The sequence below is a fragment of the Pseudomonas sp. G(2018) genome (genome assembly GCF_005502415.1).
Taxonomy (GTDB): Bacteria; Pseudomonadota; Gammaproteobacteria; order Pseudomonadales; family Pseudomonadaceae; genus Aquipseudomonas.
In genome coordinates this window covers 218,203-241,090 of the sequence record NZ_SCOO01000008.1, presented here as the reverse complement: position 1 = coordinate 241,090, position 22,888 = coordinate 218,203, and the positions used below count along the sequence as shown (strand labels likewise).

The following is a 22,888-nucleotide window of genomic DNA, read 5'->3' as shown; positions in this document are numbered from 1 at the left end:
AAAAAAACCCGCATCAGCGGGCTTTTCCGTGGTGACCTGGCGTTCAGTATTCCAGGTTACCGAATATGGCGCAGCGGACGGGACTCGAACCCGCGACCCCCGGCGTGACAGGCCGGTATTCTAACCGACTGAACTACCGCTGCGCGTAACACTGAATGCGAATGGTGGGTGATGACGGGATCGAACCGCCGACATTCTGCTTGTAAGGCAGACGCTCTCCCAGCTGAGCTAATCACCCTTCACGTTCGGTGTGGCGCGCATTCTACGGAGCGACCCCACCTCTGGCAAGCACTTTTTTAATTAATTTTTTCATGCCTTCCAAAGGCTTAGAGAAGGGTTGGCCTATGGCACACGGAGGACAATAATGCCCGCCTTTGTATATAAGGAGAGACTCACCCCATGTGGTTCAAAAACCTGCTTATCTATCGCCTGACCCAAGATCTGCCTGTTGATGCCGAGGCGTTGGAAACTGCACTGGCCACCAAACTGGCGCGCCCATGTGCAAGCCAGGAGTTGACCACCTACGGTTTCGTCGCACCGTTCGGCAAGGGCGAAGATGCGCCTTTGGTACACGTCAGCGGCGACTTCCTGCTGATCAGCGCGCGCAAGGAAGAACGCATCCTGCCGGGCAGCGTCGTCCGTGATGCCGTGAAGGAAAAGGTCGAAGAGATCGAAGCCGAGCAAATGCGCAAGGTCTATAAAAAGGAACGCGACCAGATCAAGGATGAAATCATCCAGGCCTTCCTGCCGCGCGCCTTTATCCGTCGCTCGTCGACCTTCGCCGCCATCGCGCCGAAACAGGGCCTGATCCTGGTCAACTCGGCCAGCCCGAAGCGCGCTGAAGACCTGCTGTCCACCCTGCGTGAAGTGATCGGCACCCTGCCGGTGCGCCCACTGACCGTGAAAATGTCGCCGACCGCGACCATGACCGAATGGGTCACCACCCAGAAAGCCGCAGACGATTTCTTCGTGCTGGACGAGTGCGAACTGCGCGACACCCACGAAGACGGCGGTATCGTGCGTTGCAAGCGTCAAGACCTCACCAGCGAAGAAATCCAGCTGCACCTGAGTACTGGCAAAGTGGTCACCCAGCTGTCGCTGGCCTGGCAAGACAAGTTGTCCTTCGTCCTCGACGACAAAATGGTGGTCAAGCGCCTGAAGTTCGAAGACCTGCTGCAAGACCAGGCAGAACAGGACGGTGGTGATGAAGCACTCGGCCAACTGGATGCCAGCTTCACTTTGATGATGCTGACCTTTGGCGACTTCCTGCCAGCGCTGGTTGAGGCTTTGGGGGGTGAGGAGACACCGCAGGGCATCTGAATGCCTTGATCCTTGGCGTTTGAAAAAGATCGCAGCCTGCGGCAGCTCCTACATAGGGATTCGCATTTCCCTGTAGGAGCTGCCGCAGGCTGCGATCTTTTTTCGTAAGCAGCGTATGCTTAGCTCCCTAACGCTTTTCGCATAACAAGGATCAGGCCATGCGTGCACTGGCTGCATTGAGTCGTTTTGTCGGCAACACCTTCGCCTACTGGGTACTGATTTTCGCCGTCGTGGCGTTCCTGCAACCGGCATGGTTCATTGGCCTCAAGGGCGCCATCGTGCCGCTGCTGGGACTGGTGATGTTCGGCATGGGCCTGACCCTCAAGCTCGAAGACTTCGCCGAAGTCGCCCGCCATCCGTGGCGCGTGGCCCTGGGCGTGGTTGCGCATTTCGTGATCATGCCCGGCGTGGCGTGGTTGCTCTGCCAGGCCTTCCATTTGCCACCGGAGATCGCTGTCGGCGTGATTCTGGTCGGCTGCTGCCCAAGCGGCACCTCCTCGAACGTGATGACCTGGCTGGCACGCGGGGATCTGGCATTGTCTGTGGCCATCGCCGCCGTGACCACCCTCCTCGCTCCGTTGCTGACACCGGCGTTGATTTGGCTCCTGGCTTCGGCCTGGCTGCCGGTCTCGTTCATGGATCTGTTCTGGTCGATCCTGCAAGTGGTGTTGCTGCCGATTGTGCTGGGCGTCGTGGCCCAACGCTTGCTCGGTGACCGGGTTCGCCACGCGGTAGACGTATTGCCCTTGGTGTCGGTGGTGAGCATCGTGATCATCGTCACCGCCGTGGTTGCCGCCAGCCAGGCGAAGATTGCCGAGTCCGGCCTGCTGATCATGGCCGTGGTCATGTTGCACAACAGTTTTGGTTATCTGTTGGGTTACTTCACCGGGCGTTTGTTCAAGCTGCCGTTGGCCCAGCGCAAATCCCTGGCCCTGGAAGTCGGCATGCAAAACTCCGGGTTGGGTGCGGCGTTGGCCAGCGCGCACTTTTCGCCATTGGCGGCGGTACCCAGTGCGTTGTTCAGCGTCTGGCACAATATTTCCGGAGCCCTGCTGTCGACGTATTTCCGCCGTATGAGCGAGAAAGAAGATCGCAAATTCGGCGGCCAGCAGGCCACTGACTGATCCGCGATCTTGATCCAAAAACTTGATCCCCGGATTAATGCTGGGCACTCTATTGCGCAACGCGGGGACGACCCCGCGGCTCGAACGAGTCATTAATCTGGGGACGACCCCGTCAATCGATGGAGGTCTTTGATGTCCTGGATCATTCTGTTTTTCGCCGGCCTGTTCGAAGTCGGCTGGGCCGTCGGCCTGAAGTACACCGACGGTTTCAGCCGTCCGCTTCCCACTGCCCTCACCGTCGCAGCCATGGCTGTCAGCCTTGGCTTGCTGGGCCTTGCCATGAAGGAACTGCCACTGGGCACGGCCTATGCGATCTGGACCGGTGTGGGTGCCGTGGGTACGGTGATTGCCGGGATCATTCTGTTTGGGGAATCGATGGCGCTGGTGCGGTTGGCCAGTGTGGCGTTGATCGTGACCGGGTTGGTAGGGCTCAAGGTCAGCGCTTAAGCGACTACCGCTTTCGCGAGCAGGCTCGCTCCCACATTTGATCGCATTTCATTGTGGGAGCGAGCCTGCTCGCGAAGGGGCCTGTACAAGCGACGACTATCTTACGGTCCCACGCAAATCCCCCACCATCTGCTGCAACCTCGCCGGCTCCGCCACCTCAACCGCCACCGCCGGTCCCGCCACTAATGTCACCCGCGACCACAACCGGCGAAACAGTCCCTTGCCCGGATCGCGGCTGAAGAAACTCCCCCACAACCCCTGCAAGGCCAACGGAATCACCGGCACCGGCGTTTCTTCGAGAATCCGCGTCAATCCGCCCTTGAACTCATTGATCTCGCCATCGGCGGTCAATTTGCCCTCGGGGAAAATGCACACCAACTCGCCGTCCTTCAGATACCGGGCAATGCGCGTGAAGGCTTGTTCGTAAATCCGGATGTCTTCCTGACGCCCCGCAATCGGAATCGTCCCTGCCGTGCGGAAGATAAAGTTCAGCACCGGCAGGTTGTAGATCTTGTAGTACATCACAAAGCGAATCGGCCGACGTACCGCACCGCCAATCAGCAAGGCATCGACGAACGACACGTGGTTGCACACCAGCAGCGCCGCGCCCTCATCGGGAATCAGATCAAGATTGCGATGCTCCACGCGGTACATGGAATGGCTGAGCAGCCAGATCATGAAACGCATGGTGAACTCGGGAACGATTTTGAAGATGTAGGCGTTGACACCAATGTTCAGCAATGACACCACCAGGAACAACTGCGGGATCGACAGTTCGGCCATGCTCAACAGGATGATCGAGACAATCGCCGATACCACCATGAACAACGCGTTGAGAATGTTGTTGGCAGCAATGACCCGGGCCCGCTCGTTCTCGGCGGTACGTGACTGGATCAACGCGTACAGTGGCACGATGTAGAAACCACCGAACACACCCAGGCCGAGGATGTCGATCAACACCAGCCAGGTATGGCCAAAGCCCAGAATCTCGATCCAGCCATGCCCATCGACGCTTTCCGGTATTCCCCCGGAATGCCACCACAGCAGCAAACCGAACACGGTCAGGCCGAACGAGCCGAATGGCACCAGGCCGATTTCGACTTTGCGCCCGGACAGTTTTTCGCAGAGCATCGAACCCACAGCGATACCGACCGAGAACACCGTAAGAATCAGTGTCACCACGGTTTCGTCGCCGTGCATCCATTCCTTGGCATACGCCGGGATCTGCGTCAGATAAATCGCCCCGACAAACCAGAACCACGAGTTACCGACAATCGAGCGCGACACCGCCGGGGTTTGACCCAGGCCGAGCTTCAGCGTGGCCCAGGACTGGCTAAAAATATTCCAGTTCAGGCGCAATTGCGGCGAAGCGGCGGCCGCCCGCGGGATACCGCGGCTGGCCAGATAACCGAGTACGGCGATACCGATGATCGCGGTGGAAACGACCGGTGCGTAATCACTGGACGACATCATGATCCCGGCGCCGATGGTCCCGGCCAGAATCGCCAGGAAGGTGCCCATTTCCACCAGACCGTTGCCACCGACCAGCTCATCCTCACGCAGGGCCTGGGGCAGGATCGAGTATTTCACCGGTCCGAACAGCGCCGAGTGCGTGCCCATGGCGAACAGCGCCACCAGCATCAACCACAGATGATCGAACATGAAACCGATCGCGCCGACCGCCATGATGGCGATTTCCCCGAGTTTGATCAGGCGGATCAGCGCGTCCTTGGCGAATTTCTCCCCGAACTGACCGGCCAGCGCCGAGAACAGAAAGAACGGCAGGATGAACAGCAGCGCACACAGGTTGACCCAGATTGAACGGTCACCTTCGATCGATAGCTTGTACAGAATGGCGAGGATCAACGACTGCTTGAAAATGTTGTCGTTGAACGCCCCGAGAGACTGTGTCACGAAGAACGGCAGGAAACGCCGGGTGCGCAGCAAGGTGAATTGCGAAGGGTGACTCATCTTCCATGTGTCCCTGATCAGGTAAAGAGAAGCGTGGATACAGTGATTGGAATGTCGCACGTCGATCCAGGCCACACCTTACCTAATCTTTGCCGTTCATTTCTTCAATCCTGCTATGCACGGCGAGACAAACAGCTCACCGCGCCACGCACCCTGCACCGTACGTTTGCCGACAATCAGCCACATCATTGCAAGCAATGTCACCAGCACACAGCCGAAGACACTGAAAAACGTCAGGTGCAGCGTGCTGGCCAGTTTCAACGTTGCCAGAGAATAGACGCCCAACGGGAAGGTGAAACCCCACCAACCGAGATTGAAAGGTATGCCGGCGCGCAGGTAGCGCAGCGTGATCAGCACCGCCATCAGCATCCACCACAGACCAAAGCCCCACAGCGTGATGCCGGCGACCAGGCCCAGGCCGGCCGCGATGTCACCGAAGCCCGGCATACCATTGGCGGCGAATATCGCCGGAGCGTCGGCACCCAACAGCAACATGCCCAGCGCGCCCGTGCCAATGGGTCCAAGCGCCAGCCAACTGGAGGCAGCCATGTTTTCGTGGGGCAGTTTATGCAGCGCCATGCGCAGCAGCAGAATAGTCAGAATGCTGAACGCCACCGGCAGGGAAAATGCCCAGAGCACGTAGCTGGTCACCAGCACCACCAGTTGCGAATGGGCATCGGCCAGGTGCGGCGCCAGCAGGCCACCGCTGGCAGCCGCCACTTCCGCCGCCACCACCGGCAACAACCAAACGGCGGTCATCTGGTCGATACTGTGTTCCTGACGGGTAAACATCATGTAGGGAATCAACACCCCGCACGCCACCGACATCGCCACATCCAGCCACCACAACGCTTCGGCCAGCTGAACCACGCCATCGCCCCAGCGCGGCAGCCCAAACAGCAGAAAGCCGTTGATGATGGTCGCCAGGCCCATGGGAATGGTGCCGAAAAACATCGAAACCGTGGAATGGCCGAAAATCCGCCGCGCCTCGTCAAAAAACAACACCCAGCGTGCCGCATACAGCGCGGTGAACAACAAGAACAGCACGATATTCAGTTGCCACAGGGCTTCGGCAACGCTGTGCAAAACCGGATTGGCGACGGGCAATTGCGCCAGCGCCAGTGCCAGCACACCGGTGCCCATGGTGGCGGCGAACCAGTTAGGGGTGAACTGGCGAATGACCTCACGCGGATGCTGCAGCTGGCGAAAAGGTTTGATACCGGGTTTGGCGGTGTTGGGGCATGTCATGGTGGACTCCTTCCTCTGGTGAGGTGGAGCCCATCATAGATCCAGATCGAATATCGATATAACGGGTAATATCTCTAACTGTTATCTATTTAATAGATATTTCCATTGAACCGTTGCCGCGAAGACGGACGGGCACCGCATCACTTTATGGCTGACCCGCAGCGCTGCAAGCGCTGGCGGCACGCTGCCGTGTCAAAGCGAACAATGCGCTGAACGAAAGGAGGATCAACACCGCGCAATAACCATCGGTAGTGGCGACCAAACCAAAGGTATGCGTGAGGTTGCCGGCCAGCAACGACGGCAGGCAGAACGCCAGATAACTGAGCACGTAATACGCCGACATCAACCCGGCCCGCTCGTGGGGTAAGGCCAGCGGGAACAGACTGCGCACGGCCCCCAGGAAGCCGGCACCAAAACCACAGCCGGCGACAAACGTGCCGAGGAAAAACAAGGGCAGACTCGCGCTGTGTACGCCCAGCAAAATCAGGACGATGCCTGCTGGCAGCGAACTGGCGCCTAATCGCAACGCGAAAGCGGCCGATCGATTGCGCAGGGTGAAAATCATCAGGGCGCCGGTTACCGTCAAGGCTGCCACGGTGCCCCCGCCGATCAGGTTCGAAGTCGAGCCGGTGGCCGCCCGCACCAATGAAGGCGCCAGTGAGGCGTAGAAACCGCCGAGTGCCCAGGTCGAAACGTTAAGCGGCAACACGCGCCACAAGGTGGAGCGCGCCTGGACCGGCACGTGCAAGGTCGGCCGCAATGACGCCCATGCGCCCGACTGCGGCGAGACACTTTCCGGCAAACGCCACACATACACGGCCTGCATCAAAAATAAGGTCAGCAGCAGCCAGTAGGTCAAGTGCAAGGGAGCCGGTGCAAACTCGGCCAGCAAGCCACACCCCATCCCGCCCAGGGCCATGCCGAGCAACGGTGCCACGCTGTTGATCAACGGCCCCTGTTGGCGGTCGGTGTCGAGCAGGGTTGCACTCAATACGGCGGTGGCCATGCCGGTGGCAAAGCCTTGCAGTACCCGGGCGCCGATCAGCCAGGCGATATTGTCGGCGTAGATAAACAACAACATCGCCAGGATATTCAGTGCCACGGCCGTAAAAATCACCGGTTTGCGCCCCAGGTAATCCGAGAGCGAACCGACTGTCAGCAGCGCTGCCAGCAGACTCAAGGCATACACGGCAAATATCAGCGTCAGTACAGCGTCCGAGAACTGCAGTTGTTGCTGATACAAGTGATACAACGGCGTCGGTGCCGTGGAAGCCGCGAGAAAACTGAGTAAAGTGATTGCCAGGAACCACAGGCTGGCACGGTTTGAAGGAGAACTGGACATGAGATCGCTCCACAAAAGCTAATTTTTTGCTTTTGTGGAGTGTGCTACCGGCTTGCGCTTAAAGCAAATTCTTTGTGTTAAGGTCCGATGCATGGCTTTTCAGAACTGGTGTCATGTCGCAACAGGCAACGGCGCTAGACAGGAAACACGCAATGACTACTCCCGCTTTACGTCCCGGTGGCCGCAGCGCCAGGGTCCAGGAATCGATTCATACTGCCGTGCGCGAACTGCTCGAAGAGCAGGATCGCGCTACCGTGACCGTGCCACAGATCGCCGCACGGGCGGGCGTTACGCCTTCGACCATTTATCGGCGCTGGGGTGATTTGTCGGCGTTGCTGGCGGACGTTGCGCTTGCGCGCATGCAACCGGAAACGGAGTCGGCCAAAACCGGCAGCTTGCAAGGTGACGTGCTGGCCTGGGCCGAACAATACCTGGATGAAATGAGTTCAGCGCCCGGCCGCAATATGCTGCGTGACGTGCAAGCGAGCCTCAAGCCGAGCTATTGCGTGACGATCATTGGCGGGCAGTTGCAGGTCATCCTGGATCGCTATCCGGATGCGTCCAAGCCCAGTGTCGATCGGCTGATCAATATGGTGGCGGCGCCTATCGTGTTTCGAATACTGTTTTCCGAGACGCCGCTGGAAGTTGAGGAGTTGCATCGGTTGATCGAGATTGCGCTTCGTCAGTGACAATGCCATTCGCGCAGTCGCCATAGATCTGACTGACACCCCACCTGCGACACCCCACCACGCCACGACCTTGGTCGACACTGACTAACCACCGCCATCGTGCGAGACTGTCTGTCCGGGCGGGAGGCCCGGGTGTCTTTGGTTGCCTGGAGTTCCCATGTCGTTGTCCAGCGGGCTGATTGCCGCCGTCGCCCTGGCCTATATGGCCATCATGTTCGCCATCGCCTTTTACGGTGACCGTCGCAGCGCGCCCTTGCCGCCACGGGTGCGTGCCTGGGTGTACAGCCTGTCGCTGGCCGTTTATTGCACCAGCTGGACATTCTTCGGCGCGGTGGGTCAGGCCGCCGAGCAACTCTGGTCATTCCTGCCGATCTACCTCGGGCCGATCCTGCTGCTGATAGGCGCGCCGTGGGTACTGCAAAAAATGGTGATGATCAGCAAACAGGAGAACATCACCTCCATCGCCGACTTCATCGCCGCGCGTTATGGCAAATCCCAGTCGCTGGCGGTAGTGGTGGCGCTGATCTGCCTGGTCGGCGTGCTGCCTTATATCGCCTTGCAGCTCAAAGGCATCGTCCTCGGGGTAAACCTGTTGATCGGTGCAGGCGCCGATGCCATGGGGGTTCGCGCGCAGGACACGGCATTGGTGGTGTCACTGGTGCTGGCGTTGTTCACCATCGTCTTTGGTACCCGCAACCTCGATGCCACGGAACACCACCGCGGCATGGTCCTGGCCATTGCCTTCGAATCGCTGGTGAAGTTGTTCGCGTTTCTGGCAGTCGGCGCCTATGTGACGTTCGGGCTGTATGACGGTTTTGATGACCTGTTCGATCAGGCCATGCTCGCCCCGCGTTTGGAGGAGTACTGGAAGGAAACCATCAACTGGCCATCGATGGTGGTGCAGACCGGGGTGGCGATGATGGCGATCATCTGCCTGCCGCGACAGTTCCATGTGACGGTGGTGGAAAACATCGACCCTCAGGACTTGAACCTGGCCAAATGGGTGTTTCCTGCGTACCTCGCCCTAGCGGCCTTATTCGTGGTGCCGATCGCCCTCGCCGGCCAGATGATGCTGCCAAGTTCGGTGCTGCCGGACTCATTCGTGATCAGCCTGCCGCTGGCCCAGGCCCACCCTGCCCTGGCGTTGCTGGCCTTTATCGGCGGCGCTTCGGCGGCCACCGGCATGGTGATCGTGGCCAGCGTCGCGTTGTCGACCATGGTGTCCAACGACATGCTGCTGCCATGGCTGCTGCGCCGCAACAACGCCGAGCGCCCGTTCGAGGTGTTCCGCCAATGGATGCTGTCGGTGCGTCGCGTGAGCATCGTGGTGATTCTGTTGCTGGCCTATGTCAGTTATCGCCTGCTGGGCTCGACCGCGAGCCTGGCGACCATCGGCCAGATCGCCTTCGCCGCCGTGACCCAACTGGCGCCGGCCATGCTCGGTGCGCTGTACTGGAAACAGGCCAACCGTCGCGGCGTATTCGCCGGTCTCGCCGCCGGCACGTTCCTTTGGTTCTACACCTTGGTCCTGCCGATCGCCGCCCACAGTCTCGGGGTTTCCCTGAACAGCTTCCCGGGCCTGGCCTGGCTGCACAGCAACCCGCTGAACCTGCCGATCACGCCACTGACCCAAGGCGTGGTCCTGTCCCTTACCGGTAATTTCACGCTGTTCGCCTGGGTCTCGGTGATGTCACGTACGCGAGTGTCGGAACACTGGCAGGCCGGTCGTTTCATTGGCCAGGAAATCAGTGCCCGACCTAGCGCGCGTTCGATGCTGGCGGTGCAGATCGATGATCTGCTGCAATTGGCGGCACGCTTCGTCGGTGAGGAACGCGCCCGGCAGAGCTTTATCCGCTTTGCCTACCGCCAGGGCAAAGGCTTCAACCCGAACCAGAATGCCGACAGTGAATGGATTGCCCATACCGAACGATTGCTGGCCGGTGTGTTGGGCGCCTCGTCAACGCGTGCGGTGGTAAAAGCCGCCATTGAGGGTCGGGAGATGCAACTGGAGGACGTCGTGCGCATCGCCGACGAAGCCTCCGAAGTCCTGCAGTTCAACCGCGCGTTGCTGCAAGGGGCGATCGAGAACATCACCCAGGGCATCAGCGTGGTCGACCAGTCGCTGAAACTGGTGGCCTGGAACCGTCGCTACCTGGAGCTGTTCAACTATCCGGATGGCTTGATCAGCGTCGGCCGGCCGATTGCCGACATCATTCGCCACAACGCCGAACGCGGCCTGTGCGGTCCCGGCGAAGCCGAAGTGCACGTCGCCCGCCGCCTGCACTGGATGCGCCAGGGCCGGGCGCATACCTCCGAGCGGCTGTTCCCCAACGGCCGGGTGATTGAACTGATCGGCAACCCGATGCCCGGCGGCGGTTTTGTCATGAGTTTCACCGACATCACCCCGTTCCGCGAAGCCGAACAGGCACTGACCGAAGCCAACGAAAGCCTCGAACAGCGCGTGACCGAACGCACCCACGAACTGTCGCAACTCAACGTGGCCCTGACCGAAGCCAAGGGCACCGCCGAGGCTGCCAACCAGTCGAAAACCCGTTTTCTGGCGGCTGTCAGCCATGATTTGATGCAACCCTTGAACGCCGCACGGCTGTTCTCCGCCGCCCTGACCCATCAGGAGGACGGCTTGTCCGGCGAGGCGCAAAAGCTGGTGCAGCACCTGGACAGCTCTCTGCGCTCAGCCGAAGACCTGATCAGCGATCTGCTGGATATTTCCCGCCTGGAAAACGGCAAGATCAATCCCGATGCCAAGCCCTTCGCACTCAATGAGTTGTTCGACACCCTTGGCGCCGAATTCAAGGCACTGGCACGGGAACAGGGCCTGGCGTTCCGTGTCCGGGGCAGTACGCTGCGCATCGAAAGCGACATCAAATTGCTGCGCCGAATCCTGCAGAACTTCCTGACCAACGCCTTTCGTTACGCCAAAGGGCCGGTGCTTTTGGGGGTTCGCCGCCGCAAGGGCGAGCTGTGCCTGGAAGTCTGGGACCGCGGACCGGGTATTCCCGAAGATAAGCAGCAGGTGATTTTCGAAGAATTCAAACGCCTCGACAGCCATCAGACACGTGCCGAGAAAGGCCTGGGGCTGGGCCTGGCGATTGCCGACGGCTTGTGCCGCGTGCTGGGGCATACCCTGCGCGTACGCTCATGGCCGGGACGCGGCAGCGTGTTCAGCGTCAGCGTACCGCTGGCACGGGCGCAAGCGGCGTTGCCGGCCAAGGCGGCCGAACTCAACGGCAAATTGCTCAGTGGTGCGCAGGTGCTGTGCATCGATAACGAGGACAGCATCCTGATCGGCATGAACAGCTTGCTGACCCGCTGGGGTTGCCAGGTCTGGACCGCGCGCAACCGCGATGAATGCGCGACGCTGCTCGGCGACGGGGTAAGGCCGCAATTGGCGTTGGTGGATTACCATCTGGACAATGGCGAAACAGGCACCGAGCTGATGGCCTGGTTGCGCACCCGATTGGGCGAACCGGTACCCGGCGTGGTGATCAGCGCCGACGGCCGACCGGAGACGGTAGCCCAAGTGCATGCGGCGGGGCTGGATTACCTGGCCAAACCGGTGAAACCGGCGGCATTGCGGGCGTTGTTGAGTCGGCATTTGCCGCTGTAGGGTTTACGTTGTGGCGCTGCATCTGACGCCTTCGCGAGCAGGCTCGCCCCCACACCGATCAACTGTGGGTGCGGGCTTGCTCGCGAAGCTTTTGACTATTCCGGCAACTCGACCAACCCATCCACATCCGTCATCGCCCGCTCCAGCAGATCCGCCGGCAGGCTTTTGCTCGCTCTCGCCCCGAGCAACTTGAGTTGTTCACTGCGGCTGACCAGGTTGCCGCGGCCTTCTGTCAGCTTGTTGCGCGCGGCGCTGTAGGCTTTGTCCAGTTGCTGCAGGCGATTGCCGACTTCATCCAGATCCTGAATGAACAACACGAACTTGTCGTACAGCCATCCGGCCCGCTCGGCGATTTCCCGGGCGTTCTGGCTTTGCCGCTCCTGTTTCCACAGGCTGTCGATGACACGCAGGGTCGCCAGCAAGGTGGTCGGGCTGACGATCACAATGTTGCGGTCGAACGCCTCTTGGAACAGTGTCGGTTCGGCCTGCAATGCAGCGGAAAATGCCGCTTCGATCGGCACGAACAACAGGACGAAATCCAGGCTGTGCAAACCGTCGAGCCGCTTATAGTCCTTGCCGGCCAGACCTTTGACATGATTGCGCAAGGACAGGACGTGCTGCTTGATAGCGATCTGGCTGATGCCTTCGTCTTCGGCCGCCACGTATTGCTGATAAGCCGTGAGGCTGACCTTGGAGTCGACCACCACCTGCTTGTCACCAGGCAGATAAATGATCACGTCCGGTTGGAAACGCTCGCCATCCGGGCCTTTCAGATTGACCTGGGTCTGATACTCGCGCCCCTTCTCCAGCCCGGCATGCTCAAGCACCCGCTCCAGAATCAGTTCACCCCAGTTACCCTGGGTTTTCTGCCCCTTCAAGGCACGGGTCAGGTTGGTGGCTTCATCACTCAGGCGCAGGTTCAACTGTTGCAGGCGCTCCAGTTCCTTGGCCAGCGAAAAGCGTTCCCGTGCTTCAGCCTGATAGCTTTCCTCTACGCGCTTTTCAAACGACTGGATGCGTTCCTTCAACGGATCGAGCAACTGCCCCAGGCGCTGCTGACTGGTTTCGGCGAAACGCTGCTCTCGCTCATCGAAAATTTTGCCCGCCAGTTCGGCGAACTGCGCACGCAACTCGTCTCGCGAGCCCTGCAGGTCGTTGAGGCGCTGCTGGTGGCTTTCCTGCTGCTCACGCAATTCGGCGTTGAGCGATGCCGCCTGGGCGTCCAGGCGACGCAGCTCGGCATCTTTGCCTGCGCGCTCGATATTCCAGGCGTGGGAGGCGTCGCGGGCATCATCCCGTTCGATTTGCAGCAGCTCGACTTCGCGGCGCACAGCGGCAAGGTCAGCTTGCCGGGCGGCATTGGCCTGACCGAGATCGGCTATTTCATCGCGACAGGCTTCGAGTTGTGCGTTCAGGCCATCCTGCGCCAGATGCGCCGTGGCCAGACGCTCTTCCAGCAGCGCGACCTGGGCTTGCGCCAAGCCTGCCCTGCGTTGAAGTTGCCAGGCCAACACCAGTAGCGGCAGAGCAGCGCCCCCAAGCCCCAGCAACGCGCTGGTCAAGTCCATAGCCATAGCCATTCCTGCCATTGAAATAAAGCTTGAAGGTTAACCAAGGCGTCAGGCCTTGGACAGCTCAGTCTTCGAGCAGGCCCAGTTCCTGTTGCGCACGCAAGTCCCCTGCCCGCGCGGCCTGGCGCAAGAGATCCTGGCCGATGCGACGGTCCCTGGCATTGCCGCACTCGCGGCACATCAACTGGCCGAGGCGGCTTTGCGCAGCCACGACGCCCTCACGGGCCGGTTGCTTGAGCAAACGCCCGGCAATGTGTTTGACGTTGGTGTTTTCTCCCAGCCGCGGGCTGTCCAGCAGCCATTCGGCCACCCGCATCGAAATGCGTTTGGGTGGGGCAACAGTGGGCGTTTTGGAAGTGGATGAAGCGGATGGCGTACGAAACTTCATAAAACACTGCGGGCAGATCGGAAGGCGCGCCACTCTACTCTTTTTTTCATACAGGTAAAGGTGAAAAAATCCGGGCACGCCCGTCCTAGAGCAAGCGCTCGGGACAATCCACAGAAGCTGTGGATAACTCAGTGGACAACCGCCCCTGAAGTCTCGCAAAGCCCTATGGAATGGGGCCTGCAGTCAAACTGACGATTTTTTCACCAGTTAAAAAAAGCGATGTTTTTCATTGACTTAAATTTTGGTTACAGGCACCCACTGCGCTTGAAGGCTAGATGACAGCGAGGTGACAGCTCGCGCAAATAATGTGCACAAGTACCTTCGGGACGGTTATATCGCTGCGCTTTTTCGGCGCACTTTTACTCCTTGCCTGGGGATAAAACCCTGCAAACCCGTGATCCAGGCAGTTCGCCACTGGTCGAAACTCCACGACCGCCGGTCGGAATACGGACCATTACAGGGCGTTGCTTCGGTTCATGACCTTCGTTAATGGACTTACGCAGCGGCAGTATGAGACGCCTGGCCGACTTTTTTGGCTAACACACTTCCCATCGCCGTTTCAATCCGATACTATCCACGCCGTTAGTACCAAGCTGAAAGTCAATTCTGGTCGAACAAATCCCCCCGGTCAGCCTTCCCACAGGAAGCCTTACACCGAACAAGCGGGATCGGCCACCTCGATGGTTTCCAGGTAAATCTTGCGTCAACACAGCCTTTGAATCGAAAGCAAAGGGTGTTGCCAGGCTCACTTACTCTGACCGAACCAACCTGCAAATTGATCAGGATCTTCACCCCGGGCCCAGAACCTTTGCCCTCGATGTGTTGCCTGCCCTCCTAAGTACCTACCTGCCAGCCCAAGCGCGCCAATTATCAGCGCTTCAAACTGGCTGCTTTGTTCCAGTCGGGTTCTTCGTTCGACCAACGGTGGTCGTCGTTACTGGAACGTTTAAATTTTGCACGGCTCTTATCCGTGTCGCTTGTAGGAACACCCATGACTATGTCTACTCAAATCCATGCACAGGATGCCATCCGCACCCTAACCAACGCTTTTGCACCAATGAACTGCCTGATCATGGCCGCTCGCAAAGGCTGCTTCAGCTTTACCCTGGTCAACGAACACGGCATCGCCCGTCACAGCGAGCGCCTGTACCCTGATCAATACTCCAGCGCCGAACCGCTGCAGGCTGTGATCGAGCGTACCCGTCAGGCACTGGTTGCCTGAGACGCCAGCAAGGCTGAAACATCAGAAGCCCCGCTCAAAAAGCGGGGCTTTTTGTTGCGCGGAATTTCACGTTGCAGGCCATCCGGTTAAGCACCAAGCGATATAACGGTTATAACTGGAAGCCGGAAATATTTTAAAAACAGACCTTTACGCAGTGAATATGACACTACACTTCAACTCAAGCGGCTTGATCCGCTTCCGGCGAGCCTGAGTCGATTCACCGCTGCCAACGCTCCCTTCAGGTTTCGCCGACCATTTCGTGTTTCGAGGGTTTTATGGGTATCGCTGCCAGCGAACTGTGCCGCTATGTGATCCGCCCGACGTTGATCTACCTTGGACGCCATAGCGCAACCGCCGAATCCCTGCTGCTGGGTATCGCCGCCAGCCAGTCAGCCCTTGGCTCCGCCCTGCACGACCGCCGTGGCCACGGCCTGTATCGAATCGCCGAACCCCGCCACCAGGCACTTTGGGACCATTACCTGGCACTCGATCCCGAGCGTGCCAGCCTGGTCCGCGGCCTCGCCAGCCAGCATGCTTTTCTCAGTGGCCCGCACCTGGAATTAACCGTCAACCTGCGTTACGCCACAGCCATTGCCTGGCTGCTGGTCGAAGAACAGAACACCCCTCTCCCCGAAGCAGACGACCTGCTGGGCATGGCCCGAATCTGGCGCCAGACCTTCCAGCCCCAAGGACGCCTGAGAGACTTCACCTCCGCCTGGCAAACCTGTGTTTCACCGCTGAATCAGGTAGCCTGCTGATCCCCGCCTGGATCCAAAGATCGCACAACAGGTCGCGAATCTGGTCTGATTGTCCTACAAAACCGCTCTAAATCAAGCGATACAGCCTATAGCGCCCGGACAAAAATGTTGGTAATTTGCGCCCCGGTGATCACCAGGAGTTCTAATAATGAAAAAAGTAATGCTCAAAACCACCATTAGCCTCGCCGTTGCCTTGGCATCCACCCAGATCTTTGCAAGTGGCTTTGCCCTCAACGAACAAAGCATCAGCGGGATGGGTACAGGTTTTGCCGGGCGATCTTCCTCTGCCGACGACGCATCCACCATTTTTGGCAACCCTGCCGGCATGTCTCGCCTCAAGCGCGAACAAGTGACTGGCGGTGTTGCATTTATTGACGCGCACACCGATATCAGCGATGCCAGCTCCCGTCCGAACGGCGGCACCAACAAAGGTGACATGGTCCCTTTCATGGGCGTGCCGATGGGCTACTACGTCAAGCCACTCGATGACCAGTGGGCGGTCGGTTTCGGCGTCTACGCACCATTCGGCCTGGTAACCGATTACGAGAACGGCTTTGCCGGCCGTTACTTCGGCAGCAAGAGCGAAGTTAAAATCGTGACCCTGCAGCCAACCATCAGCTATGCGTTCAACGACAAGGTGTCGATCGGTTTCGGTCCGACCATCAACCGCATCGACGGCAAGCTGGAATCGAACGTATCCCTGAACCCGCTGGCACCGGACGGTGAAGTCAAGATCAAGGGTGACGACACCGCACTGGGTTACAACATCGGTATTCTGGTGCAAGCCACCGACAGCACTCGCGTCGGCCTGACCTACCATTCGAAAGTGAAGTACAAGATCGAGGGTGACACCAAGGTCAACTACGGCTTGCTCAGCGCACTGGGCCAAAACCCGAGCCAGAAGTACGACGCTTCGCTCGACATTACGACGCCTGAGTCGGTTGACTTCTCCGTGACTCACCAGCTGAACGACCAGTGGACCCTCTACGCAGGCAGCACCTGGACTCGCTGGAGCCGCCTCAAAGAAATCTCTGTCGAGAACGAAGGCGTACCTGCAGCGTTGGCCGCACGCGGGTTTGGCACCATTACTGAAGAGCAGAACTGGCACGACACCTGGGCGCACGCCATTGGTGCTTCCTACCAGCTGAACAAGCAATGGGTGCTGCGTACCGGTCTGTCCGTCGACCAGGCGCCGACCAACAACGAAAACCGCTCCCCACGTATCCCGACTGGCGATCGCACGATTTTCAGCCTGGGTGCCGGCTGGAGCCCGACCGACGACCTGACCATCGACGTGGCGTATTCCTATCTAAAGGAAGAAGCGGTCCATATCAACAACAGCAATGGTGCTCCTCGCAACCAGAGCTACAGCGCCAAGTATGAAAACTGGGCGAACGGCTTCGGTGTCGGTGCGACCTACCGCTTCTGATGATCGTCGGCGAGCCTGAACCACTCGCCGCCCGAATCAAAAAAGCCCCGCGTTCTTCTGCAGAACGCGGGGCTTTTTTGTGGGCTGTAGGAGCGAGCTTGCTCGCGATGGACGTTAACGATAACGCGTGCTTTCTGAATAAACGCGTCGATCTTGCGACCATCGCGAGCGAGCTCGCTCCTACAAGGGTTCAACCAGGATCATGGCGTGGCAGCCAGCGGCGGGGACGCCAGGGCTTTCTCCACAGCGCTAATGAACTCAGGGTCATCGGGCTTGGTCAGGCTGGAGAAACTGGCGATCACCTTGCCTTGGCGATCGACCACATACTTGTAGAAATTCCATTTAGGCGCGCTGCTCTGCTTGGCAAGAACCTTGAACAGGTGCGTGGCATCATCGCCGCGGACTTTCTGCGGTTCGGTCATGGTGAAGGTCACGCCATAGTTCACGTAACAGACTTTGGCGGTCTCGGCACCATCCTTGGATTCCTGCTTGAAGTCATTGGACGGTACGCCGATCACCTCCAGCCCCTGCTCCTTGTAACGCTGATTCAACGCCTCAAGGCTTTTGAACTGCGGCGCGAAGCCACAGAAACTGGCAGTGTTGACCACCACCAACGGCTTGCCGGCAAAGCGCTTGCACAAATCGATGGACTCATTGGCGCGCAACTTGGGCAATGAGCCTTGCAACAGCGCCGGGCACTCTGCCGCTTGAGCCAACCCGCTAAACGCTACCAGTAACGCGGGAACTGCAAACCAGCGCATCAGCATATCGGTGCCTCCTTGTGAGGAATCGTCAGGATCGAAGTTACTCGCCCTGACATCCTGCTAGCAAGCCTCCCTCTAGCACACACTCATGCCCAACTGCATCAACGCCAACCCGCCCTGATGCCAGCCCCACCACGCCAGGGCCAGCAGCAAGGCACAGACTGCCAAAAAGGTGATTCGCGGCCAGAGACTGTTCATGTTGCACTCATTTGGGTTTGCAGGCGCGCCACCGGCCGTTCACGCACCGGCCAGTTCAGGGCCGCGGCCATCAGGCTCAAGAGAATCGCGACCTGCCAGATCAAGTCATAACTCCCGGTTCGATCGTACACCACCCCGCCCAACCAGCCGCCGAGGAACGAGCCGAGCTGATGGAACAGGAAAACAATCCCACCGAGCATGGACAGGTTTCGTACGCCAAACAAGGTCGCGACCGTGCCGTTGGTCAAGGGCACCGTCGACAACCACAGGAAGCCCATGGCCATGCCGAATAGATAGGCTGTTGTCGTGGTCACCGGCGCCCAGAGGAACAGCGCAATCACCACAGCCCGCAACAAGTACAGACCCGTGAGCAACCGCGGCTTGGACATGCGCCCGCCCAGCCAGCCTGCGGTGTAGGTGCCGAAGATATTGAACAGACCGATCAGCGCCAACACCGTGGTGCCGACGGTGGCTGGAAGGTGTTGATCCACCAGGTACGCCGGCAAGTGCACACCGATGAACACCACCTGGAAACCGCAGACAAAAAAGCCGAACGCCAGCAGCCAGAATCCCGAATGGGAACAGGCTTCACGCAACGCTTCGGACAGGGTTTGTTCATGCCCTAGCACCGGCAAGGGTTTGTCCTTGAGCATGCCCACCAGCGGCACGATCAAGGCCACCAGCAACCCCAACGCCAGCAAGGCCGCGGACCAGCCGAGCCAGCCGATCAACCCGAGCGTGCCGGGCAGCATGGCGAACTGACCGAAGGAACCGGCGGCGCTGGCGATACCCATGCCCATGCTGCGTTTCTCCGGCGGCACTGCCCGCCCGACCACGCCGAGGATCACCGAAAACGAGGTACCGGACAGCCCGATGCCGATCAACAGGCCGGCACTTAGCGACAAGGTCACCGCCGAGTCGGACAAGCCCATGAACACCAGGCCCAGGGCATACAGAACGCCACCGATGAGCACCACTTTCGCCGCGCCAAAGCGGTCGGCCTGCGCGCCGGTGAACGGTTGCGCCAGGCCCCAGATCAGGTTTTGCAGGGCGATGGCGAAGGCAAAGACTTCCCGCCCCCAACCGAATTCGGCACTCATCGGCGCCAGGAACAGGCCGAAGCCATGCCGAACGCCCAGAGACAACGCAAGAATCAGCGCACTCCCCAACAAAACCCAACCGCACGTACGCCACATCGATGTCATTCTGGTTCTCCGGTCGCGGGTATATACCCGCTTAAGATCGAACAAACCGGCATCAAACCAGTTCGTCCAGCAACTTCAACAACGTTTCACGCTTTTCGGCCCCCAGACGATCAACCAATCGCTGCTGCGCCGCCTCCCAGGCCGGCAAGGCTGCTTTTAGCCGCTCGGCCCCAGCCTCGGTCAGCAAGACGATACGATTGCGCATGTCCTCGCCTTCCACCAGCGTCACCAGACCTTCGCCCTCCAACACTCGAAGATTACGCCCCAGGGTGCTGCGATCCAGCCCCATGGCTTCGGCCAACGTGGAAATGCTCGGTTGATCCAGGCGCTGCAGATTGCACAGCAAAGAATACTGCGCAACGTTGATCCCGAAGCCATCGAGAGCGCCGTCGTAATGCCTGCTGACGCCACGGGCGGCGCGACGCAGGTTGATGCATAAACATTGGGAGTCGAGCATGGTGCGTGTATATACCCGCGGTTGAATGAATGCAAATTTATGTTACATGAAACCCCTGTAGGAGCGAGCTTGCTCGCGATAGGCGTCAACGATAGCGCGCGCTTTCTGAATAAACGTGGCGGTCTCGAGTGCATCGCGAGCGAGCTCGCTCCTACAGGACTAGCGCCAACCCTACGAGTACCGCCATCTCCAGCAATTCCAGCAAGGCCCCCGCCGTATCGCCTGTCGTTCCGCCCAAGCGCCGTAGCATCACCTGCCTTAGCCAGGCAGATAGAAACACCGCCAGCACCACAGCGACAACACCGGTATAGCCAGCAATCAATACACAAGCCACCCCACTGGCCACCAACACCTGCTTGCCCGCCAACCGCGGAAGATGATCGGCCAGTGCCTGCCCCAGACCTCCAGGACGCACATAGGGTGTGGTCAGGAATAACCCCAGCAACGCGCTGCGCCCCAGCAACGGAACGATGATCAGCGCCACGGCGTACTGCTGTTCGATCAACGCCAGCAACGCGGCAAATTTCAGGAGCAGCACCAAGACCAGCGTAACCACTGCGATTGGTCCGCTGCGCGGGTCTTTCATGATGGTCAGTGTGCGCTCACGGTCGCCATATCCACCGAGCCAGGCATCGGCGCTGTCGGCCAGACCGTCCAGGTGCAACGCACCGCTGAGCAACACCCAAACCGTCAGCAACAGCGCTGCGTGCAACAACAAGGGTGTGCCCACCAACAGCCAGTTCAATGCCCATAGAATCCCGCCGAACAACAAACCCACCAGTGGATAAAACAGCAGCGATCGCCCCAGCTCTTGCGGTGCCGGCATGCCCGGCAATCGTATCGGCAGGCTGCTGAGGAATTGCAGGGCGATCCAGAACGGCAACATGGTCAATGCACTTCCTTCAACAGGCCATCGGCATCAACCGATAGCGAAAACAGTGCTCCATGACTTACTTCTACGTTGAGCAACTGCTCACGAGGCAAACCTCGGGCTTGAGCCAGCAACAAACGCATGACTCCGCCATGGCTGATCAACAGCACCCGCTCGCCGGCGTACGCCGCTTGCAAACGCGCCACCGCCGCCCGCACCCGCACAGAAAATTCGGCCACCGGCTCCCCCTGAGGCGGGGTGAATGAATAAGGATCAGCCCAAAACAACCCCAGGGCTTCGGCATCGGTTTCCATCAACGCCGCAGCGCTCTGCCCTTCCCAACGACCAAAGTGCAGTTCTTGCAGGTTCTGATCGAACGCTACCGGTAAGCCCATTTGCCCGGCGAGCTCTTCAGCGAAGCGCGCACAACGCTGCAATGGTGAGCTGATCACACGATCCCAAGGCCCCTGCTCCATCACAGCCGCGCGCATCTGCTGCCAACCCTTTTCGGTCAGCGCATCGTCGAGACTGCCACGCAAGCCGCCGCCGAGTTCGGTTTCGCCATGACGCAGCAGATCCAGGCGCAAAATCATGCCGGACGATCCGCGACCGCCGCTTCAGCGAACGTCGCCATTTGCCCGTGCAGGTCACACGCAAGCCGCAACAACGGCACGGCCAGTGCCGCGCCGCTGCCTTCGCCCAGACGCAAACCGAGGTCGAGCAACGGCTCGGCGCCCAAGGTTTCCAGCACATGCCGATGCCCGGGCTCGGCGCCACGATGACCGAACAACAACCACTGGCGGCATTCAGGATTCAGGCGCACCGCGACCAACGCCGCGACGCTGCAGATGAAGCCATCCACCAGTACCGCAACACCTTCCTGGGCACAGGCCAGATAAGCGCCGACCAGTGCTGCGATTTCGAAGCCGCCCATATTGAACAGGGTTTGCAAGGCGTCGCCACGTTGAGCGCCATGCAAGGCCAATGCGCGTTCAATCACCTCGGCCTTGTGGCTGACACCCGCCGCATTCAAACCGGTGCCCGGCCCGGCCAGATGCACCACCGGGCATTCAAGCAAGGCACAGGCCAGCGCGCTGGCGGCAGTGGTGTTGCCGATGCCCATCTCGCCACCGATGAACAACTGCGCACCGCCCGCTTTCGCCCGCAATACGCTGTCACGACCGGCCTGCAGAGCGCGTTCGCCTTGAGCCGCGGTCATCGCCGGCCCCTGCGCGAAATTCGCCGTGCCCGGGCCGACGTTCAGGTGACGCACCCCCGGCAGGTTCAGCGATGGCGTGACCGTTCCCAGATCCACCACTTCGAGGGAAGCCCCCAACTGCCGCGCCAATACGCTGATCGCCGCGCCGCCGCTGACGAAGTTATGCAGCATCTGCCCGGTGACTTCCTGGGGAAACGCCGACACCCCTTCGGCCACCACGCCGTGATCACCGGCAAAAATCACGATCGACACCTGCTCCAGACTCGGCTTGACCCGCCCCTGCAATCCCGCCAGTTGCACCGCCACCGACTCAAGTTGACCGAGAGACCCGGCCGGCTTGGTCAGTTGCTGTTGGCGGGCTAACGCCTGCTCGACCGCCTGGGCGTCGATCACTTGGCACGGGTTCAACCACCAGGATGGGCTCATAACGCAGTTCCTTTCAAAGTCAGGGGCAGGCCGGCGACGGTCAGGACAACTCGCTGACAACGCTCGGCCAGCGCTTGATGCAGCCAACCGGCTTCATCGACATAGCGGCGAGTCAATTCGCCCAGCGGCACGACACCCATTCCGGTCTCGTTGCTGACAAAAATGATTTCCCCCGGCAGTGACGCCAGGCACTCCAGCAAGGCTTCACGCTCGGCGTTCAGGCGTTCGGCATCGCCCTGCATCAGCAGATTGGTCAGCCACAGGGTCAGGCAATCGACCAACAGGCATTGATCGGCGCGGGCGTTTTCACGCAGGACACGGGCCAGTTCCAGGGGTTCTTCGATCAACGCCCATTCAGCCGGACGGCGGGCGCGGTGATGGGCGACCCGCTCGCTCATTTCGCCGTCCAAGGGTTGGCTGGTGGCGATGTAGGTCACCTGGAGCTGACTGTCTGTTGCCAGTTTTTCGGCCAGGCGACTTTTGCCGGAGCGGGCGCCGCCGAGGATCAGTTGGAGCATATTTGAATCCTTAAAATCTTTGGTGAGACAGCTGGCCTCATCGCGGGCAAGCCCGCTCCCACGAGGATCAAGGCTGCTCACAGTTTTTTTGTC

The 22,888-nt window shown here is 59.7% G+C and carries 21 protein-coding genes and 2 tRNA genes; 8 read left to right on the top strand and 15 right to left on the bottom strand.

Features of this window, described 5'->3' with window-relative positions; translation table 11 throughout:
- Nucleotides 1-66: 66 nt before the first annotated feature.
- Together FFS64_RS11525 and FFS64_RS11520 are read right to left on the bottom strand one after the other, a co-directional pair.
- Nucleotides 67-143, bottom strand: a tRNA-Asp gene (locus tag FFS64_RS11525).
- Between the two features lie 19 nt (nucleotides 144-162).
- Nucleotides 163-238, bottom strand: a tRNA-Val gene (locus FFS64_RS11520).
- Nucleotides 239-399: 161 nt separating this feature from the next.
- Between FFS64_RS11520 and rdgC the strand changes: the two genes are divergently transcribed.
- From rdgC to sugE, 3 genes are all read left to right on the top strand, one after another.
- Complete coding sequence (gene rdgC / locus FFS64_RS11515) at nucleotides 400-1,320, top strand: recombination-associated protein RdgC (protein ID WP_008060875.1); 921 nt, start codon at nucleotides 400-402, stop codon at nucleotides 1,318-1,320.
- A 158-nt stretch (nucleotides 1,321-1,478) separates the two neighbouring features.
- On the top strand, nucleotides 1,479-2,444 hold the full coding sequence (locus FFS64_RS11510; protein WP_137805476.1) for a bile acid:sodium symporter family protein: 966 nt from the start codon (nucleotides 1,479-1,481) through the stop codon (nucleotides 2,442-2,444).
- 132 nt (nucleotides 2,445-2,576) lie between these two features.
- Nucleotides 2,577-2,891: a quaternary ammonium compound efflux SMR transporter SugE gene (sugE, locus tag FFS64_RS11505; RefSeq protein WP_137805475.1), complete on the top strand. Its 315-nt coding sequence runs from the start codon at nucleotides 2,577-2,579 to the stop codon at nucleotides 2,889-2,891.
- Between the two features lie 96 nt (nucleotides 2,892-2,987).
- Here the strand turns inward: sugE and FFS64_RS11500 are convergent, their stop codons facing one another.
- The 3 genes from FFS64_RS11500 to FFS64_RS11490 form a co-directional block, all read right to left on the bottom strand.
- The gene (locus tag FFS64_RS11500; protein WP_137805474.1) at nucleotides 2,988-4,862 is read right to left on the bottom strand and encodes an MFS transporter; all 1,875 of its coding nucleotides are present in this window, start codon (nucleotides 4,860-4,862) and stop codon (nucleotides 2,988-2,990) included.
- A gap of 96 nt (nucleotides 4,863-4,958) precedes the next feature.
- On the bottom strand, nucleotides 4,959-6,110 hold the full coding sequence (locus tag FFS64_RS11495; RefSeq protein WP_137805473.1) for a TDT family transporter: 1,152 nt from the start codon (nucleotides 6,108-6,110) through the stop codon (nucleotides 4,959-4,961).
- Between the two features lie 145 nt (nucleotides 6,111-6,255).
- Nucleotides 6,256-7,452 (bottom strand): MFS transporter, encoded by a 1,197-nt coding sequence (locus tag FFS64_RS11490; RefSeq protein WP_137805472.1) that lies wholly within the window; start codon nucleotides 7,450-7,452, stop codon nucleotides 6,256-6,258.
- Between the two features lie 152 nt (nucleotides 7,453-7,604).
- Here FFS64_RS11490 and FFS64_RS11485 point away from each other — a divergent pair, with 152 nt between their 5' ends.
- Together FFS64_RS11485 and FFS64_RS11480 are read left to right on the top strand one after the other, a co-directional pair.
- On the top strand, nucleotides 7,605-8,141 hold the full coding sequence (locus tag FFS64_RS11485; protein ID WP_137805471.1) for a TetR/AcrR family transcriptional regulator: 537 nt from the start codon (nucleotides 7,605-7,607) through the stop codon (nucleotides 8,139-8,141).
- 157 nt (nucleotides 8,142-8,298) lie between these two features.
- A complete protein-coding gene (locus FFS64_RS11480) occupies nucleotides 8,299-11,769 on the top strand; it encodes a PAS domain-containing hybrid sensor histidine kinase/response regulator (protein WP_137805470.1) in 3,471 nt (1,156 codons plus the stop codon).
- Between the two features lie 95 nt (nucleotides 11,770-11,864).
- On the opposite strand, the gene rmuC is transcribed toward FFS64_RS11480, so the two are convergent.
- Together rmuC and FFS64_RS11470 are read right to left on the bottom strand one after the other, a co-directional pair.
- Nucleotides 11,865-13,229: a DNA recombination protein RmuC gene (rmuC, locus tag FFS64_RS11475; protein ID WP_170948698.1), complete on the bottom strand. Its 1,365-nt coding sequence runs from the start codon at nucleotides 13,227-13,229 to the stop codon at nucleotides 11,865-11,867.
- 175 nt (nucleotides 13,230-13,404) lie between these two features.
- Complete coding sequence (locus tag FFS64_RS11470; RefSeq protein ID WP_137805468.1) at nucleotides 13,405-13,728, bottom strand: sel1 repeat family protein; 324 nt, start codon at nucleotides 13,726-13,728, stop codon at nucleotides 13,405-13,407.
- A gap of 997 nt (nucleotides 13,729-14,725) precedes the next feature.
- Between FFS64_RS11470 and FFS64_RS11460 the strand changes: the two genes are divergently transcribed.
- The 3 genes from FFS64_RS11460 to FFS64_RS11450 all read left to right on the top strand — a co-directional run bounded on the left by FFS64_RS11460 (nucleotide 14,726) and on the right by FFS64_RS11450 (nucleotide 17,137).
- Nucleotides 14,726-14,950, top strand: coding sequence for a hypothetical protein (locus tag FFS64_RS11460; protein ID WP_003204606.1), 225 nt, complete (start codon nucleotides 14,726-14,728; stop codon nucleotides 14,948-14,950).
- 275 nt (nucleotides 14,951-15,225) lie between these two features.
- Entirely contained in the window at nucleotides 15,226-15,708 is a 483-nt protein-coding gene (locus tag FFS64_RS11455; protein ID WP_137805467.1) for a hypothetical protein, read from the top strand.
- Between the two features lie 148 nt (nucleotides 15,709-15,856).
- Nucleotides 15,857-17,137 (top strand): OmpP1/FadL family transporter, encoded by a 1,281-nt coding sequence (locus FFS64_RS11450; protein ID WP_137805466.1) that lies wholly within the window; start codon nucleotides 15,857-15,859, stop codon nucleotides 17,135-17,137.
- A 200-nt stretch (nucleotides 17,138-17,337) separates the two neighbouring features.
- Here the strand turns inward: FFS64_RS11450 and FFS64_RS11445 are convergent, their stop codons facing one another.
- The 8 genes from FFS64_RS11445 to cobU form a co-directional block, all read right to left on the bottom strand.
- Complete coding sequence (locus tag FFS64_RS11445; protein WP_137805465.1) at nucleotides 17,338-17,904, bottom strand: glutathione peroxidase; 567 nt, start codon at nucleotides 17,902-17,904, stop codon at nucleotides 17,338-17,340.
- 72 nt (nucleotides 17,905-17,976) lie between these two features.
- Nucleotides 17,977-18,099, bottom strand: a complete 123-nt coding sequence (locus FFS64_RS31680; protein WP_256660442.1) for a hypothetical protein — start codon at nucleotides 18,097-18,099, stop codon at nucleotides 17,977-17,979.
- Complete coding sequence (locus tag FFS64_RS11440) at nucleotides 18,096-19,304, bottom strand: MFS transporter (RefSeq protein WP_137805464.1); 1,209 nt, start codon at nucleotides 19,302-19,304, stop codon at nucleotides 18,096-18,098. The genes FFS64_RS31680 and FFS64_RS11440 overlap by 4 nt, the downstream gene beginning before the upstream one ends.
- Before the next feature lie 52 nt (nucleotides 19,305-19,356).
- Nucleotides 19,357-19,761: a MarR family winged helix-turn-helix transcriptional regulator gene (locus tag FFS64_RS11435; RefSeq protein WP_137805463.1), complete on the bottom strand. Its 405-nt coding sequence runs from the start codon at nucleotides 19,759-19,761 to the stop codon at nucleotides 19,357-19,359.
- Between the two features lie 151 nt (nucleotides 19,762-19,912).
- Nucleotides 19,913-20,647: an adenosylcobinamide-GDP ribazoletransferase gene (locus FFS64_RS11430; RefSeq protein ID WP_137805462.1), complete on the bottom strand. Its 735-nt coding sequence runs from the start codon at nucleotides 20,645-20,647 to the stop codon at nucleotides 19,913-19,915.
- Between the two features lie 2 nt (nucleotides 20,648-20,649).
- Complete coding sequence (gene cobC, locus FFS64_RS11425; protein ID WP_137805461.1) at nucleotides 20,650-21,225, bottom strand: alpha-ribazole phosphatase family protein; 576 nt, start codon at nucleotides 21,223-21,225, stop codon at nucleotides 20,650-20,652.
- Nucleotides 21,222-22,277, bottom strand: coding sequence for a nicotinate-nucleotide--dimethylbenzimidazole phosphoribosyltransferase (gene cobT / locus FFS64_RS11420; protein WP_137805460.1), 1,056 nt, complete (start codon nucleotides 22,275-22,277; stop codon nucleotides 21,222-21,224). The genes cobC and cobT overlap by 4 nt, the downstream gene beginning before the upstream one ends.
- Nucleotides 22,274-22,795 (bottom strand): bifunctional adenosylcobinamide kinase/adenosylcobinamide-phosphate guanylyltransferase, encoded by a 522-nt coding sequence (gene cobU / locus FFS64_RS11415; RefSeq protein ID WP_137805459.1) that lies wholly within the window; start codon nucleotides 22,793-22,795, stop codon nucleotides 22,274-22,276. Before cobU ends, cobT begins: the two co-directional genes overlap by 4 nt.
- Nucleotides 22,796-22,888 lie beyond the last annotated feature (93 nt).